The sequence below is a fragment of the Saccharopolyspora kobensis genome, from assembly GCF_900108315.1.
Classification (GTDB): Bacteria; Actinomycetota; Actinomycetes; order Mycobacteriales; family Pseudonocardiaceae; genus Saccharopolyspora; species Saccharopolyspora kobensis.
Genome location: NZ_FNVB01000002.1, coordinates 1064554 through 1077102, shown reverse-complemented (window position 1 = coordinate 1077102; position 12549 = coordinate 1064554). Strand labels below are relative to the sequence as shown.

General features: G+C 67.7%; 11 protein-coding genes and 2 pseudogenes. 9 read left to right on the top strand and 4 right to left on the bottom strand.

The genetic code is table 11. The annotated features are described in order from the left end of the window. Together C4T78_RS04790 and C4T78_RS04785 are read left to right on the top strand one after the other, a co-directional pair. Window positions 1-316 (top strand): TetR family transcriptional regulator (locus C4T78_RS04790; protein WP_181138254.1); only part of this gene is annotated, 316 nt, incomplete at its 5' end. Continuing rightward, the gene (locus C4T78_RS04785) at window positions 306-638 is read left to right on the top strand and encodes a hypothetical protein (protein WP_143185729.1); all 333 of its coding nucleotides are present in this window, start codon (window positions 306-308) and stop codon (window positions 636-638) included. The genes C4T78_RS04790 and C4T78_RS04785, both read left to right, overlap by 11 nt. A 695-nt stretch (window positions 639-1333) precedes the next feature. Here C4T78_RS04785 and C4T78_RS04780 read toward each other — a convergent pair. Next, a pseudogene (locus C4T78_RS04780) lies at window positions 1334-2921 on the bottom strand (eCIS core domain-containing protein). Between the two features lie 544 nt (window positions 2922-3465). Between C4T78_RS04780 and C4T78_RS04775 the strand changes: the two are divergent. The 6 genes from C4T78_RS04775 to C4T78_RS04750 all read left to right on the top strand — a co-directional run bounded on the left by C4T78_RS04775 (window position 3466) and on the right by C4T78_RS04750 (window position 8576). Beyond that, on the top strand, window positions 3466-3921 hold the full coding sequence (locus C4T78_RS04775) for an SRPBCC family protein (RefSeq protein ID WP_093346761.1): 456 nt from the start codon (window positions 3466-3468) through the stop codon (window positions 3919-3921). Between the two features lie 564 nt (window positions 3922-4485). Next, the gene (locus tag C4T78_RS04770) at window positions 4486-4665 is read left to right on the top strand and encodes a ribbon-helix-helix domain-containing protein (protein ID WP_093346763.1); all 180 of its coding nucleotides are present in this window, start codon (window positions 4486-4488) and stop codon (window positions 4663-4665) included. Between the two features lies 1 nt (window position 4666). Beyond that, a complete protein-coding gene (locus tag C4T78_RS04765) occupies window positions 4667-5011 on the top strand; it encodes a VOC family protein (protein ID WP_093346766.1) in 345 nt (114 codons plus the stop codon). 326 nt (window positions 5012-5337) lie between these two features. Then, window positions 5338-7032, top strand: coding sequence for an MFS transporter (locus tag C4T78_RS04760; RefSeq protein ID WP_218161446.1), 1695 nt, complete (start codon window positions 5338-5340; stop codon window positions 7030-7032). A gap of 540 nt (window positions 7033-7572) precedes the next feature. Further along, window positions 7573-8013, top strand: a complete 441-nt coding sequence (locus tag C4T78_RS04755; RefSeq protein WP_093346772.1) for an HIT family protein — start codon at window positions 7573-7575, stop codon at window positions 8011-8013. Then, window positions 8010-8576, top strand: coding sequence for a HutD/Ves family protein (locus C4T78_RS04750; RefSeq protein WP_093346774.1), 567 nt, complete (start codon window positions 8010-8012; stop codon window positions 8574-8576). Before C4T78_RS04755 ends, C4T78_RS04750 begins: the two co-directional genes overlap by 4 nt. Before the next feature lie 184 nt (window positions 8577-8760). On the opposite strand, the gene C4T78_RS04745 is transcribed toward C4T78_RS04750, so the two are convergent. Beyond that, window positions 8761-9891, bottom strand: coding sequence for a pyridoxal-phosphate-dependent aminotransferase family protein (locus tag C4T78_RS04745; RefSeq protein ID WP_093346777.1), 1131 nt, complete (start codon window positions 9889-9891; stop codon window positions 8761-8763). Window positions 9892-10168: 277 nt separating this feature from the next. Here C4T78_RS04745 and C4T78_RS04740 point away from each other — a divergent pair. Then, a pseudogene (locus C4T78_RS04740) lies at window positions 10169-10753 on the top strand (dihydrofolate reductase family protein). A 177-nt stretch (window positions 10754-10930) separates the two neighbouring features. Here the strand turns inward: C4T78_RS04740 and C4T78_RS04735 are convergent. Then, window positions 10931-11545 (bottom strand): hypothetical protein, encoded by a 615-nt coding sequence (locus C4T78_RS04735; RefSeq protein ID WP_093346779.1) that lies wholly within the window; start codon window positions 11543-11545, stop codon window positions 10931-10933. A gap of 181 nt (window positions 11546-11726) precedes the next feature. Further along, on the bottom strand, window positions 11727-12398 hold the full coding sequence (locus C4T78_RS04730; protein WP_143185730.1) for a hypothetical protein: 672 nt from the start codon (window positions 12396-12398) through the stop codon (window positions 11727-11729). Window positions 12399-12549 lie beyond the last annotated feature (151 nt).

The window sequence follows — 12549 nt, the reverse complement described above, 5'->3', positions numbered from 1 at the left end:
ACTGCTGGAACGGGACGACCAGTGGGCCATGACGACGGAGACCGGGAGCAGGCGGATCGTGCGCAGTGATGCGGAACGAAACCGGCGGCGGCTGATCAAGTCGGCGGCGTTCCTCGTCAACAGGCGCGGAACCACGGTGAAGATGACCGACGTGGCCGAGCGCGCTGAAGTCGCCACGGCCAGGGCGTACCGCCACTTCAGCTCGATCGACGAGATCCTCGCCGAATTCGGGTGCAATGTCGGGCTCCGTCTGCTGAAGTTCCAGCCAGAAGCCCGAGAGCCGCGGCGTGGCGCTGCTCTCCGAGGTGAGCGCTGAGTGGGTCCACCTGGTCGTCAAACACGGCCGAGCGATGGTGCACACCCGGTCCGACGAGGGCTGCGTGGCCAGGCTCCGCTCCGGAGCGCGCTACCTCACGGTCCAGGCCGAAACCCTCGAAAGCCCGATCACCGAGGCAGCCACGGAGCTCGGCATCCCGGACCCGCCGGGCGACGAAGGAATGTTCCTCTGGAACATCCTGTGCGCCCCGCGCGAGCTCTTCGACCTCATGAGCACCGTCGTCCTCTCCGAGGAGCAGGTCAGCCGCCGCCTGGTCACGGCGTACTGCGGAAGTCTCCAAGGCTGGTCGGCCGACGCCTAGCTGTGATCCGGGTGGTGAAGCGGCTGCGGAGTTGGTGCCGTGGACTCCTTTACTTCGCCTAGTAGACTGTGTGGTGACCTCGAAGAATGAGTTTGAGCATGCCGCTGTCCCTCGCTTTAGCTGGAGTCAAGGGGCCGCAGGTTCAAATCCTGTCATCCCGACGGAGAGAAGAGCCCATTGATCGGCACGTAAGTGGATGTCAACGGGCTTTTTTGCGTATGGTCGTGGTTCTTCGGTGATCACTCCGGAGGGGCCTGTCTCGGATTTCGGCGATTTTTGGGGGTTTTTGGGCTGACCTCTGTCTGGACGAAATGGGGCCGGGCTGAGCCTGATCGGGATCGGCACCTGTCTGGGCGAACTGGGTTGTGTCATGGGCCGCTGTTGATGTGGCTGTGGCGCTACGTCGGGGGTGCTCGTGATGATCACGAAGGTGTGGGCACAGGTCGTCGTATAGCTCGCCGGTGGCGCTGGTTGGAGGTGTCTGTCGGATTGACGCGCTCGTCGTGTGGTGACCGGTTGCCGTGGTCACGGTTTCGGCCGGGCATTCCACGACGGTGCGCTACCTGCGTCGCCGTCCTATTCTTGTCGATGCACGTGCGTCGCGCCGCGCATCCAGGCTCTTGGAGAGCGTTGCTTCCAAGCACCGCCCACTGCATTTGGTCCGGACTCACGACAGTCGCGTTGTGCTCCTCACGTCACTCTTCCTCGCCGGCCGAACTTTCAGACGACGTGTTCGTGTCAAAATGCACCCGGTTCTTGCTGGCCCGCTTCTTGCGGCCGCCCGCAGCCGCACCGGCGGCAGACGTCTCGTCGGCCGCGTCCATCTCCACGTCGCTGGCCTCGCCTTTCACCTTGGTCTTGTGCTCGGGGCACTGGAGTTGGATCGACGCGAAGGTGCCGCCCGCACGGACGATGGCACGGTGGATCTCATCCGCGAGGGCCCGGACGCCGAGCGGGCTGTAGTTGTCGAAGCCGACGTTGGCTGCTTTGCTCGGCCAGTACGGGCCGGGGCGTATTCCGGGCGCGCCCTGGAAGAGGTCGACGTAGCAGGCAACGCACGGCCGCTTCGTGCCCGCGGTCGGGCCGGTGAGTATGGCGTTCCGCCCGACCTTGTCGGCCAGTCGGCGTTCCGCATGCTTGCCGTCCGGTTTGGCGTTCTCGGGCACTACGGGCTTTGCGGTGAGGGCCTCCCGAATCTCGGCGTAGGCCTCCGGATTCGCCTCCTCGGTTAGCCGGTCGCGGGCCTTGTTCTTGTGCCGTTCCTGCCGTTCGTTGAGGCTTCCTCTGTCGTTTGCCTCAATCAGTTCCTTCAGGAACTCCGTTCCGGTCGCCTTCTTCTCGGCAAGCTGCCGCAGCACGTTGTTGGCGGCGTTCGTGTTGGACGAGATGTACAGCACCTTGTTGTGGAGGGTGGCTTGCACCTCCTCTGGGTGCTTTTTCAGGTCGTTGAGATAGTTCAACGCGAGCGTCGAGATCCACCGGATGGCCTGCTTGGCCCGATCGTTCTTGAACGACTTCGGTGGCACGGTGTTCTCGCTCCCGCCGTAGATTTTCGCCCTGCCCGGGGGTTTGAGGTTCTCTTCCTTCGCCGCCTCGGCGGGGTTTTCCGCATTGACCGTGTAATGCATGGTGAGGGTTCGAGTAGCGCCGTACGGCTTCCATCCGCGGTGCCTCAGCTCTTTCTTCATGAGTTCGGCAACCGTCTCGCCCTTCGTCTTCTTCCCGGCGATCGTGAGATTGGCGAAATCTTTCACGAGTTTGTCGGATGCTTTATCGCTCGCATTCTTGCGACGTGTCTGCTTCCTCCTGGTCTTGGTTTCTTTATCCTTGCGCTTGGTCTTGGTTTTTATCGTCGTCCGCTGGATCCGGTCACTTCCGCTCTGCGTGGCATCCGCGTGTGCTTCCGGCTGGGCGCTCGGGGACACTGTTCGGCCAGCTTCTCTCCAATCTGCCGCGTGCTGCGGGCGTTCCGTGTCCCGCACGGAGGGCATCCCCTGGGACATCACCTGTCGTGCGTTGGCCTCCGCCTCCTGCTCGAAGCGGTCGGTGGGGTCGCTGATACTCAGTCCGGCGCCGTTGTCCGTGCCCGCAACCGGGCCGGAGCGCTGTTGCAGGACGTGGCTGAGTTCGTGCGCCAGGGTGTGCTTGTCCAGGCTGGCAGTGCCGGCGACGATGTGATGGCCGGAGCTGTAGGCACGCGCCGATCTCGGCCGCGGAGCGTTGAGCGGCCGTGTCGGTGTGCATGCGGACGTCGGAGAAGTCCGCACCGAGTCGGGCTTCCATCTCGGTGCGGGTGTTGTCGTCGAGGGGACGGCCTGGCGAGTGCAGGACGTCGGGCACCGCCGAGCGCTGCACGGGCTGGTCGTTGTCTTCGCGAAGGTCATCACCCTCACATCGCTGGGCTTCGATGAGGTGGGCCACGGCGGCGTTGCCGACGGTGCGCTGCAGGTGCAGGAACGCCTGCGGTGCCAGGGACATCGCAGGGTGGACAGGCACTGGCGCCGGGGCGGCGGCCTGCGTGGGCGCTCGCCGTGGCCGCGACCGGGATGTGCTGGTCGGTTCCTGGTCCTGTTTTCGCATGAACCCCACTACTCCTGGCGGCCGGGAAGACGTGGCGGTTGCGTATGACGTTGCCAGCCGGGACCAGGCGGAAGGAAGGGTCGCGAGGGCACGGTCTCCTTCCTCGTCATAGCCCGGGAGGGCACCATTGCGGCCGCCCAAATGGTGGCGACATCGTTCCCGCTGCAGGCCCCAACGATCCCCGTTCCGCCTGAGCGTGGGGGTTCCAGGACTTCTGGTTGCAGTTCTGGGGTGCTTCAATCGAGCGGTGACCTCCAACAGCCAGTCCCCGAATGTCGTGACCAGCTACCGGGAGATCGCCGCCAGTGCGGAGCGGATCTTCGAACTGATCGCCGATCCGGCGCAACAGCCGCTGTGGGATGGCAACGACAATCTCGCCGAGGCTTCCGAAGGTCAGCGCGTGCGCGCCACTGGAGAGGTGTTCACGGTGACGCTCACCCAGGGCAGCGTCCGGGAGAACCGCGTGGTGGAGTTCGAAGAGGGACGTCGCATCGCCTGGCTGCCGTCGGAACCGGGCCAGCAACCACCCGGGCACCTTTGGCGGTGGGAGCTGGAGCCGGCCGGCGAGGGGCGCACCAAGGTCAGGCACACCTATGACTGGTCGCGCTTGACCGACGAGAAGCGCCTGGCCCGCGCCCGCGCCACGACTTCGGACAGGCTCCGGGCTTCTCTGGACCGGCTCGCCGAACTCGCCGAGTCGTGATCGGCCGCGCGGTCTGATCGGGTGGCCGGAAACCGGCCAAGAGCCGCAGGACTCGGCTCCGGCCCGCGGCATGTCGCGGACAGGGTCACACCGGGCCCGGCCGCGTTCTCACCGCCCCTGCGTGGGAGTGCAACATGATCTCGTCGACGGCGTGCAGCGCCGCTTCGGCCGGTTCTCACCGCCTACGAGGCGAATGACACCTCCAGCCGCAGCGGAATGGCAACCTCCTGGCTCAGTCATGGACACGGGTGGCGTTCGGGTCGGCGCGGAAGGCGTGAGCGCAGCCGGGTGGGGCGACCAGGAAGTGTTACCCGGTCCCACGAGCATCTCGATCGTCCCGTCGACGACGAAGAATATTTCGGGCGAGTGGTCGTGCCGATGCAGGACCGCGCCATCGGCGCCGTGAGCTGAGCGCACCGTGGCGCCAGTCAGTAGATGGTGACCGATCTCGGGCGGCTTTTCGGCCTCGCCGGAGCGGATGACAACCGGATCGTGCGGGTTGGCCGCAAAGCAGACATGTGCAACCCTATGCCATCTAGGTTGCTAGCATGCTAGCATCGGTGCATGGGTGATGCGGAGGTCAAGCAGTTCAACGTGTACCTGCCTGTGGGGCTGATCAGGCAGGTCAAGCATCACGCGATCGAGGAAGGCATGTCCTTGTCGGCGTTGGTCGCCGACGCGTTGCGCGCCTACCTCGACGACGCTCACGGGCAGCGACAGCACTCTTCCGAAAAGGAGTCGTGACATGGCAACCGAAGGGATCGAGGCGGTTTTCCTGGAGACCCACAACTGGGGGAAGGCCGCGAAGTTCTTCCAGGCGCTGGGTTTCGAACTGGAGGTCTCCGCCGGCGATGGTTCCGGCGTGTTCCGCAACGGCGAGGGGACTTATCTCGTCGTTGCGGAGGTCCCCGAGGACCGAGAGCCCGGGGTTCAGGTCGCGCTGAGGGTGCCCGATGCGGACGGGTTCCGGCCCGATCCTGCCGTCGAGGTGGTCATCCCGTTCGAGGACACCCATTACGGGACCCGGGAGATGACCGTCCGGGATCCCGACGGGCGGCTGTGGAGCCTGCAGGCCCCCATCAAGAACTGACGCCCATTTCTTCGGTCGCCCCTGTGCCCTGCGCTGTGATTCCTGGGCCTGTTTCGACCTGCTCGCCGGCGAACCGGTGGAGACGAGGGCGCCCGGGATGCACCGGCTGCGTATGACGGATGCCGAACACGACCGGTTGTCAGGCCGGCGAGCCGCTTCGCGGTTTTCCGGAGCAGCCCGCGCCCGGGCGCCCCCAGGGCGCTCGCCTTCCGGCTCGGCGCCGTCCAGCCTGCGCGGGGGTTCGATCAGGCGCCTGCGGGCGCAGTGCCACACGAAACTGGGCTGAATGCGGGGCGCCGGCCGAGGCATCCGGAGCAGCAGGCCTGTTGACCCCGCCCGATGGCGGCGCTTTCCGCCGCCGGCCGTGGGATGCGAGCAACAAGATGCGAGCAACAAATGGTGGGATTCGAATGACCAAATGGCGCGGCAATCCCTGGGCGGTGCTGCTGACGCTCAGCCTGGGCTTCTTCCTCACACTGCTGGATCTGACGGCCGTCAACGTCGCCATCCCCAGCATGATCGACACCCTCCACGCGTCACTGGACGAGGTGTTGTGGGTGATCAACATCTACATCCTCGCCCTCGCCGCGTTGCTGATCACGTCCGGTCGGCTGGGGGATGTGCGTGGGCCACGAACCATGTTCATCGGGGGCGTCGCGCTGTTCACGGTGGCGTCCGTGCTGTGCGGCCTGTCGCAGGATCCGGCGCAGCTCATCGCCGCCCGCGCCCTGCAGGGCCTGGGTGCGGCAGCGCTGGTGCCGCAGACGATGACGATCATCATGGCCACGTTCCCGGCCGAGCGTCGGGGCACGGCGCTCGGCGTTTGGGGCGCGGTCGCGGGCGTGGCCACGATCTCCGGGCCCACACTCGGCGGGCTCTTGGTCAGCACGGTCGGCTGGCGCTGGATCTTCTTCGTCAACGTCCCGATCGGCGCGATCGTGCTCGCGATGGCAGTCGCGCTCGTGCCGGATGTCCGGCACGGAGCCCGCCGCAGGCTGGACGTCCTGGGCGTCGTGCTCGCCGCCGCAACGCTGGTGTGCCTGACCTTCGCGCTCACCGAGGGTCAGCGGTACGACTGGAACGCCGGGATCTGGGCGTTGCTCGGCGGGGCCGTGCTGCTGCTGGTGGTGTTCCTGGTCCACCAGCGCAGTCGGCAGCACGGTGAACCGCTGCTGCCCTTCGTGCTCTTCCACGACCGAAACTTCGCGGTCATGAGCTTCGTGTCCGCGACAGTCCAGGTCGGGATGCTCGGCCTGTTCCTGCCGGTGATGATCTACCTGCAGTCGGTGCTGGGCTTCAGCGCGCTCAAGGCCGGTCTGGTGATGGCGCCTGCGATGGTGGTGTCGGCGGTCCTGTCACCGGTCGCGGGCCGGATGGCGGATCGGTTCGGTGGCAAGTACGTCCTGATGAGCGGCCTGACCCTGTTCGCGGGCGGCATGGCCGGGCTCGCCTGGGCCACCGATGTCGGCCGCGCGTGGTGGGAATTCCAACCGGCGCTGCTCGTCACCGGAGTGGGCATTGGGTGCGTGTTCGGCCCGATGGTCACAGTCGCGATGTACAACGTGAAGCCCGAGATGGCCGGGGCCGCCTCTGGTGTGCTGAACACGATCCGACAGATCGGCACGGTCATCGGCAGCGCCGCGGTCGGCGCTGTGCTGCAGAACCGCTTGGCCGCCTCGCTACAGGACGAAGCGGCCAAGCAAGCCACCGACCTTCCGGAGAGCGTCCGCGGCCAGTTCGTGGCCGCCTTCGACAACGCCGCCAAGGGCGGTCTGGAGGTCGGTGCCGGGCAGTACGGTACGGCGTTCCAACCGCCGCCGGGAACGCCGACGAGCCTCACCCAGCACATCCAGCAGACGGCGGCGTCGGTGTTCGAGCACGGGGTCGTCCACGCGATGCGGCCGACCCTGGCGGTGCCCATCGTCGTGATCGCGGTCGGCGCCGTCTCGTGCTTGTTGGTGCGACGCCGGCGGGTCGACAGCCCGCGAAAGGCTCAAGAAGAAGTCGGGGCCTCGGGCTAGCAACTGCGTAGTCCCACCCTGCGCTGGTTGGTGCCGAAACTGTCCGATCGGGGTGCATGCGTCGTCGGGCGTATTCGCGTTGGGCGGACTCGGCTCGGACACGTTCGTCGGGACGTGGTGCTGCAGCGCTCCGTTCTGCGCCAGCGCAGCCCTCGTTCTGGTGGGCCTGTACATCCGGCGGTGCGACTGCCCCTTGCGTTCACGTTCTGGCAAGTGCTCACCGCCCATGCGCGGGAGCAACTGGCGATCAACCGAGTGCGACAGCGCCACGGCGGCTGTCGCCGTCTACTGTGGACTTTGTTTGGGCTCAGAGGGGCCGCAGGTTCAGCGCTCGATGCGCTGGTCCGCCGCAGCGATGACGACAACTTCGGCAGCGCGTGGTGAAGTGATCTGCCGACCAGCGGCCCGGGAATCTCGCCAGGTGCCATCGAACTGGGAGAGGACCATGTCGGCGGGGGCCGTCCGGCGTCGATGAGCAGCCGGGCTTGCCAGCGGATCGGTGGCGCCGAACGCGTTGATCGGCCGGTTAAGCTCGGCTGCGTGAGTGATCAGTGCGTGTTCTGCGGCATCGTGGCCGGTGACGTCCCGAGCGTGAAGGTGGCCGAGGACGAGACGACTTGCGCGTTCATGGACATCAACCCGGCCTCGGACGGTCACCTGCTGGTGGTTCCCAAGCGGCACAGCAAGGACCTGTTCGAGATCCCGGCCGATGACCTGACCGCCGTCACCTTGGCCGCGCAGCGCGTCGCCAAGGCAGCGGCTGGAGCGTTCGGTGCTGACGGGGTGAACCTGCTCAACTGCTGCGGCGCTGATGCGTGGCAGTCGGTGTTCCACTTCCACCTGCACGTGATCCCCCGGTACACCGACAAGGCCAAGGACCGCCTGGTGCTGCCCTGGAAACCGGAGGTGCCGGGCGACGCGGAGGCGATCGCCGTCCTGGGCGGCAGGCTCTCCGCCGCGCTGGCCTCGCAGCAGGCATGATCGTCGTAGATCCGGAGGACGTGGAACCGAAGCCGTGGCGCAACGGCAGGGGGATCACGCGGGAGTTGTGGGCGGAGCCGTCCGGTTGCGGCGCGGGGGATGACTTCGAATGGCGGCTGAGCCTGGCCGATCTCGGTGAGGACGGGCCCTTCTCCCGCTTCGACGGTGTCGAGCGCGTCTTCACCCCGGTCGTCGGCGGATGTTTCGAGCTCACCGTCGACGGCCGCACGCACCGCGCGACCCGGTATCAGCAGGTCCGGTTCCCGGGCGAGGCCGCGGTGGCCGTGCGCGGCCTGACCGAACCGGCGCGGGTGCTCAACCTGATGACGCCGCGCGGCCGTTGCCGCGGTGATGTCCAGGTGCGGCGGTGCCACGGCGAGATCGCCTGGCGCGCGGGTGTCCGGTCGTTGCTGCTGGTGGCTGGACGGCTGGCGGTCGGGGGTGTCGAACTGCCGCAGCTGGGGCTTGCGGTCACCACCGGGCCAGCGTTGTCCGGAACGGCCGAAGACGCCCTCGTCGCAGAGGTCCACATCTTCCGCGGCGTGCGGCCGGGAACCGGCTGACAGCCCAACCCGCCGGTCGATCGTGGCGAACGACCGGTCTGTCGCTGGACTCACCCGGTCGGCGCCGAACAGGAACCGACGTCCTGATCGCCGCCGACCGGGAGCGCATCCGCGGTGGCCTCACCGTCCCCGCGCGGATGCGGCGGAAGAGCCCTGGGGCGCGAGCGGGCTGATCAAGGGGTGGTCATCGGCCGACCTTGTCCAGCCCCGTCCGGAGCCGGGCCAGGGTTCCCTCGACGTCGCCGAGCTTGTCGAGTCCGAACAGGCCGATGCGGAAGGTGGAGAAATCAGCCGGCTCGTCGCAGTGCAGTGGCACACCGGCCGCGATCTGGATGCCTGCTTCCTTGAAGCGGGCACCGCTGCGCAGCTCCGGGTCGTCGGTGTGGACGACGACCACGCTGGGGGCGGCGAACTCGTCGGTGGCCACCGAGGGGAGCCCGTGCTCAGCGAGGAGCGCGCGCACTCGGCTGCCGAGGTCGACTTGCGCGGCGCGGAGGTCCTCGAGCCCGCGATCGCGGGTCGCGAGCATGAGTTCCAGGTTGTGCGCGAGGGTGTCGGTCGGCATGGTCGCGTGGTAGGGGGTCTGGCCCCGGGTGTAGGCGTCGGCGATCGACAGCCACTTCTTCAGGTCAGCGGAGAAGCTCGTCGACGTGCTCGCCTCGACCGCGGCGCGGCCGGCCTCGCTGAGCATGACGTAGCTGGCGCAGGGCGATCCGCTCCAGCCCTTCTGCGGCGCGCTCAGCAGGACGTCGACGCCGAGATCGGTCATGTCGACCCAGAGCGCCCCGGAGGCGATGCAGTCCAGGACCAGCAGACCACCGGCCTCGTGGGTGGCCTCGGCCAGGCGGCGGACGTAGTCGTCCGGCAGCAGCATGCCCGCGGCGGTCTCGACGTGCGGCGCGAAGACCACATCGGGCTGCTGCTCGCGGATGACGGCGACGACCTCGTCGATCGGCGCCGGCTGCCACGGGGCCTGATGCGACGAATCGACCGGTCGTGCCCGGCACACCGCGTGTTCCTGCGCGATCGAGCCCATTTCGAGGATCTGCGACCAGCGGTAGGAGAAGAGCCCGTTGCGCACCACGAGGCAGCGGCGGCCAGTCGCGAGCTGGCGGGCGACGGCCTCCATGCCGTAGGTGCCGCCTCCGGGCACCAGCGCGACGCTGTGCGCTCGGTAGGTGGTGCGCAGGACATCGACGATGCCCTGCATCACGTCCACGAAGCGCTGGGACATGTGGTTCAGCGAGTAGTCGGTGAACACCACGGAGTACTCGAGCAGGCCACCGGGATCAACATCATCATGAGGCAGAGCCATGCCCGTAGCCTGACACAGGCGGAGAAGTCGGGTGCGGACAGCATCGCGGGGCCGCGATGCCGACCGGGGCTGCACGGCGTCCGCGGCTGCGGTCGATGGTCACCACCACGGCTCCCGGGCCGCATCCGGTTCCGGAGCCGGTTGCGCATCGCGCCTGTTCCCGGATCTCCTTCACGCGGAACGCGAGGACCGGCTGCGGACGCAGAGCGCGCACCGATCAGGTTTTCGCGCCGCGCCCGTCCGTACGTGTGAGATCGACTCACGGGAGGCTGATGCCATGCGGAAACTGACCTTCGGGATGAACGTGACCTTGGACGGCTACATCGCCGCGCCCGGCGACGACCTCGGCTGAAGCGGGGGTGAGGGACCGGACTCGTCGCCGAGCGACGAGCTGTTCCAGTGGTGGTCCGACCGGGTGGCGGCGACGGGCCTGGCGCTGTACGGGCGCAAGCTGTGGGAGGCGATGAGCTCCCACTGGCCGACCGCCGACAAGCAGCCCGGCGCCGCCCCGGCGGTGGTCGAGTTCGCCCGCCGCTGGCGGGACATGCCGAAGGTGGTGTTCTCCTCGACGATCGACCAGGTCGACTGGAACACCCGCCTGGTCACCGGCGACGCGGTCGCCGAGATCACCCGGCTCAAGGCCGAGGACGCGGGCCCGATGGACATCGGCGGTGCGACGCTCGCCGGGGCTGCCATGCGGGCCGGGCTGATCGACGAGTACGTGCTGGTCACCGCGCCGGTCATGGTGGGCGGCGGCACGCCGTTCTTCACCGCGCTGGACAGCTGGGTGAACCTGAACCTCGTGGAGACGCGGACGTTCTCCGGTGGCGTGGTGCTGACCCGCTATGAGAGGAGGCGATGAGCACGCGCCGGACGATCGGCTCGTGAGACCAGGTCGAAGTCGTTCCTGGCGTGCTCACCGTGACCCTCGGCTATGACGGAACCCTTCCCCCGGCCCTTTCCTCGCGTTCCGAGCGACCTGTTGTTGTTCCTCGAGCGACCAGGGCGGCGGCTGCTTCGCGACCGGCTCGTGCGCTAATCACCGGTGGTCCGCCGGTGGATCGTCTAGTTCGGCTCGGAGGCGTTGCAGCTCGGTGAGGGTTTCGTCGAGCGTGTCGCGGTGCTGCTCGATCCCCGCGATCACCTTGTCGATCACGGTGCGCTTGCCCTCGACGGTCTTCGCGTCGACCTCGGCGTGCACGCGGTTGGTGACGAGCTGGACGAGCTCCTCCGCGCTGTCGGTCAGGCGCGCGATCGGCGACCGGCGGCGCTCCGCCTCCTGCTCGGGATCGCGTTCGTTCCACACCGCGTCACTCATCGTGTGCGTGAGGGCTTCATCGATGGCGCGGAAGTTCAGGATCACCCGCTGCATCGCGTCCCGCACCGCGGCCTGACCGTCCGGCCCGGCCGGTCGCTCCCGCCAGTTCCGCTCTCCGCCGCGCCGCTTGTAGTGCTGCTGCATGGCCTGCTTGGAGCGGTCGCCGTAGACCGAGCCCAGACGTTCCCACGTCCAGCCGTTGTCGATGACCGACTCGATGAGGGTGAGCTCGGCGTGGTTCACGGTCTCGTGCGCCCCGGCCATCATGCGCAGCGCGGCGACGGACTGGGTGATGGCGGGTGGCTCTCCCGCGGTGGCGGGGTCGATGTACTTCACACCGTCAACGTATGCGTTGACGGATGCGATGTCAACGCATACGTTGACGTCCGCTCGACGTCTCCGCGGACGTGCTCGGCGAACGCCCGGTGAGTGCTGGCCACGCTCGGGTGGCGCGAGCTGGGCGACCGCACGCCGCCCAGACAGCCGTCGCCGAGCACCTTCCGTGGCGGACGTCGGCTCAGCGGTGTTCGAGCCTGGCGTTGCTGTGCTGCCCTTCGGGACTTCTGGGGCGGGGCACCGGGTGGTGCGTGCTGGGGTCGAGCAGGACCAGTCGGGCGGAGTCGATCGCGGCCATCCAGTCGTCGAGGGTGGCTTCCGGGTCGGTCAGTTCGAGGTCGGTCAGGCTGCCTGCGACGGGCAGGTCGGTTTCGGCGGCGCGGTCGGCGGGGACCAGCGCGTTCCACCACAACCAGTGGTTGGTCACCGCCGCGGCCACGATCAGGGCACCGTGTCCGTCGTGCTGGCCCTGGATCCAGTCGACGGTGTCGCCGGGTGCGCCCACGACCACGGGCACTCCGCCGATCCGGCAGGCGGGCAGGGTGGCCAGGCGGGCTCGCAGTCGCTGATCGCCGAGCGCCTCCATCAGGACTCGGGTGGCGTGATCGCGCTCCAGGACCCTGTCGTCGAAGGCTTCGCGCACCCACAAGCCATCACCGGCCGCGTGCTCGGTGTGCTCCACCCATTCCGACCGCTGGCCGTTGCCCGCGACGGTGGCAGCCATGAGCTGTTGGGCCTGTCCCAGCGAGTCCGCGCGCACGTGGACGGGGATGCCGTCCGTGCTCGCCGCATAGCCGCGCCACCGCAGCGGCTGGTCCAGTTCGCTCCGGTAGATCACATGCCGCGCAGCCATCGCTATGCACACCACCTTCCACTGGCGAATACCTCACCACGTGCCGATAAAGAATGTGGCCCAGTGGCCTTGCAAAAATTGCAGTGACGGTTTCAGAATAATTGGTGCAAGGCTGTTGGCAAGAGGCCTACCAGCACAAACAAGGGGGTGA